This is a genomic window from Nostoc sp. (assembly GCF_041747015.1).
Taxonomy (GTDB): Bacteria; Cyanobacteriota; Cyanobacteriia; order Cyanobacteriales; family Nostocaceae; genus Nostoc.
Map to the genome: position 1 here is coordinate 1 of NZ_JBGTFY010000202.1, position 3,924 is coordinate 3,924.

Below are 3,924 nucleotides of genomic sequence, written 5' to 3' on the forward strand. Positions count from 1 at the left end.
CGATGATTGCAGGTTGGTTGCATTTAATCCTGGCTCAGTTGCAAATAATCCTGGCTGAAGCGCAATTATAGTTGCAAATAATCCTGGTTTGAAAATGTCTTGATTGCAGGTTTGAGCGATTAGTATTGCAGGTCGTTACAGCTAAGTCTGCACTAATGGGATCTTTGCAACGTGCTTATAAAATTGCGAGAGCATCGATAAAAACTGGCATTCCCGCAGATGAGATAGTTGACATTTTAAAACAAAAAACCACTCGTCGCCGCTTACTGTATGGGGGTTTGGGATTAGCAAGCGCATTAGCTACAGCTACCTGGCATAACGGACGGGATTCTATGGCTTTTGGCACAATTCCCAAGGTGCTGGTAGTGGGTGCGGGAATTGCTGGCTTAACTGCTGCCTACCGTTTACGTCAAGCTGGGGAATGTGGGCAAGAAAACAACATTATATTTCCACTTTCAATAGAACAATTAATGATTTATGAGGCGTTTAGCACGTTTCTGCTCATACATGAGCTTGTCAGCCTGTTCTAGCAATTGTTCTAGTGAAACGTTTTCATTTAAAGCACATTGGCTAGCACCAATACTTATGGATAGTTGATATGAGTAATTATGCTCTTGATTAAAGCGATCAACATTTACTTGCAATCGCGGACGAAATTCATCTGTATTCTCTACAGAGCAGCTAGAAACAAATATTACAAATTCATCTCCTCCTATACGGGCAATAATATCTGATTCACGGAAGGTTTTCTTTAGTAATTGGGCTGTGTCAACGATCGCTCTGTCTCCGATTTTATGCCCTAGAGAATCATTAATCTGCTTTAGACCATCTAAATCAACAAACAAAAGACAGCAAAATATTTGTGTGCGTCGGGCAATTTGGAATTGATGATTTGCCAGCCAAAAGAAACCACGTCGATTATATAGTCCTGTCAATTCATCAGTTAAAGATAGCTGCCTTACCTCTGCTTCAGCCTTCAGGCGTTCCTGAATTTCATGCTCTAGGCGTTGATTTTGTTCAAGAAGTTGTTGATGTTGCTGTTTGATGAGTAGCTGATTTCTGATTCGCATTAGCACTTCAAGTTCTTGAAATGGCTTGGTGATATAGTCTTTTCCACCCAGTTCAAAAGCCTCCACTTTATCATTAATTTGGTCAAGGGCACTAATAAAAATAATCGGAATTTGCTCTGTTGTTTTTGATGCTTTCAACTGTTGACAAACTTCATAGCCATTCATTTCGGGCATATTGATGTCAAGCAGAATTAGATCCGGTAGATGTCGCTCGACGGCTTGTAATGCCATTCTCCCATTGATGGATTTACCGACGGTATAACCCTGTAACTCTAGTATTTTGGCTAACAACCATAGATTATCCGGGGTATCGTCTACGACGAGGATATTCGTTTCCGAAGGGGATTTAAGTAAATGAGGCATAATCTTTTTACTGAGTTTGGGTTAGATTTGCGCTCTGCGCTTGGCAGCAGTACTTCGCTATCGCTTCCAGATAGAAATTATCCACCAAATATGTCAGAGCATTGGCGAGAACTTGCTCCTGGTTGGGGATTTGAGCAATGAGATTGTAGAGTTCGGCATCATTGAGATCCAAAGCTGCTTGATGCGCCTGAATAATCCACTCTGGCGACATTACCTGTAAATCTTTGACCATTAGGGATTTCTGAAGTAAAGTTTGCTGGTCTAACCCTGATAAAGCTTCTTCGCGGTAGCGGTAGATCATAACCCGATCAAAGCCAGTCATTGCTTTCACCTCTCTGGCAAGGGTTTGAGCCAGATTCGTCAGGTTAGTGGCATTACGGAAATTGGCGATCACGGCTTGCAGACGGTGATATGACTGGATTGAATCGATGCTTTTGAGCGATCGCACAGGTTCTAGTTCGATAATCAACCCATCTACTATCCGGTACATCACACCTGTAAATGTCTGATTTTTCTGTTGCCCATCAGTCTCGGCAACCTGCCGCGTTTTTAGCTCAAACGGATTGCAAAACTCCAGATTATCCTCAGCCAGATAGCCAGCAAGTCGCTGCACTTGAGCGCGGGAAAATAACCGTTGTAAGGGTTGACCCAGCAATGCTTCTGCCGAAATCCCAAAAAACTGTTCCACATTTTCACTAATCTGCAAGATTGTTAGCTGTGGCTCTTGCAGCATCAGCAATATTCCATGCGGCTGAATATAACCGGGAGCATATACTGATTCATCACTGCACACTTCTAAACCCGTCAGTACAGAGGTAAGTGAGGAGAACGAGATCGGATTTGGTAATTGCATAGTTGAGATAAGCGATTTTGGAAATCAAAAGTTGTGAATCTAAAAATCGAAAAGTTTTTTTTTAAATAGCGATACTCCTTCGGAGTCGTTGCCCGAACGCGATCGCTAAAACCTCGGTCGAATGGTAGTTTTACTTTCTGAACTTCATCGATAATCGATGACGTAGAAAAAGTATTTGCTAAAAAGCCAGGGTTTTTACCGGATAAAGAAAACCGAGTTCTTAATTTGGGATAAAGTTCAGCTAAGGAACGTCGATTAAATAAAATGTAAAACTTCATTCTGTATCTAGCTTCCCTCTCCTTTATAAGGCTATGCGTTACCCACATCTTTGTCTCGTTTGTCTCGTTCCCAGGCTCTGCCTGGGAATGTGATCACTCGGAGGCTCTGCCTCCTGTCAAACTGTGAGGCAGAGCCTCCCACAAGAGCATTACAAGGCTCTGCCTTGTAACGAGAGGTAATTCACATTTGGTTATGTCTGTCAATGCGTAAGTCCTATAATCAGCAATTCTCATTTTGAAAAAAATAGAGTATTAACCCCGATTTTGGAATTCACAATGTAGTACAAAGTAACTAATTTTTCAGGCAGAGGCAATGGCTAAAAAAACATCTGGAATAAAAAATAAGTATAACTACTCAATAAAATAGAGGGATTACCTGACAACGAACGGAGGAAATCCAGTTCATCGTTCGGTTTTTAGAATAGGGAATTCAAGGGAAATAAAAATTTATAATTGTTGTCAGATGATGTAAACTCGGTGAGTTAAAAATCCGACAGCGCGTCAAATTACTCAAACATGGCTAAAAAGGCAGCAACTCTAGAAATTATTGAATTAATGCAATTTTTACGTCAACAATTGCATGATTTACCTGATGGAAGGAAACCCGGAAATAATACGAGATATCAGGTAGAAGATGCAATGATGGCTGCATTTTCCATATTTTTTACTCAGTCAGAGTCTTTTTTAGACCATCAACGATTAATGAAAAGCAATAAAGGAAAAGATAACGCAGAAAGTTTATTTTCAATTGAGAAAATTCCCTGTGATAATCAAATAAGAAATTTGTTAGATCCAGTTCCAGGCGCTACTATCTTTATGGCTTTTCAAAAAGTCTATGAATGGTTAAATAAAAACGGAGTTTTGAAAAAGTTTCTCTATTTAGAGTCAGAAATTTTAATTGCTTTGGATGGCACAGAATATTTCTCATCAAAGAAAATTAATTGTCCTCATTGTAACTGTCGTAATCATCGAAATGGAACTACAACATATTTTCATGGTTGTGTGACACCTATTGTGGTTTCGCCCAATCAAAAACAAGTAATTAATTTATCACTCTTATTTTATTAAAAAACAAGATGGACATGAGAAACAAGACTGTGAAAATGCGGCTGTTAAAAGATGGTTAAATAAAAATCATCAAAATAAGTACGGTTATCCTGTAACCCTTTTAGGGGATGACTTGTATTCTCGCCAACCTATTTGTGATTTAGCAGTAAAACAAGGTTATAATTTTATCTTTGTTTGTCTGGAAACGTCGCATAAAACTTTATATGAATGGCTAGATTTCTTAGAAAGAAGTGGAGAAGTTACAACCGTTGAAAAGAAACAATGGGATGGGCGAAAAAATCTAATTTATCGT

At 39.4% G+C, this 3,924-nt stretch carries 3 protein-coding genes and 1 pseudogene; 2 read left to right on the forward strand and 2 right to left on the reverse strand.

Annotated features, from left to right (window positions below; translation table 11 throughout):
* The first annotated feature begins 125 nt into the window (after positions 1 to 125).
* A complete protein-coding gene (locus ACEW80_RS16875; protein WP_373527700.1) occupies positions 126 to 530 on the forward strand; it encodes an NAD(P)-binding protein in 405 nt (134 codons plus the stop codon).
* Here the strand turns inward: ACEW80_RS16875 and ACEW80_RS16880 are convergent.
* Together ACEW80_RS16880 and ACEW80_RS16885 are read right to left on the reverse strand one after the other, a co-directional pair.
* Entirely contained in the window at positions 468 to 1,433 is a 966-nt protein-coding gene (locus ACEW80_RS16880; RefSeq protein ID WP_373527701.1) for a diguanylate cyclase, read from the reverse strand. The two genes, ACEW80_RS16875 and ACEW80_RS16880, sit on opposite strands and share 63 nt — an antisense overlap.
* A gap of 7 nt (positions 1,434 to 1,440) precedes the next feature.
* Positions 1,441 to 2,286 carry a hypothetical protein gene (locus tag ACEW80_RS16885; protein WP_373527702.1) on the reverse strand — a complete coding sequence of 282 codons (846 nt, stop codon included), beginning with the start codon at positions 2,284 to 2,286 and terminating at the stop codon, positions 1,441 to 1,443.
* Between the two features lie 794 nt (positions 2,287 to 3,080).
* Between ACEW80_RS16885 and ACEW80_RS16890 the strand changes: the two are divergent.
* Positions 3,081 to 3,924: pseudogene (locus tag ACEW80_RS16890) on the forward strand (ISNCY family transposase); the annotation flags it as partial.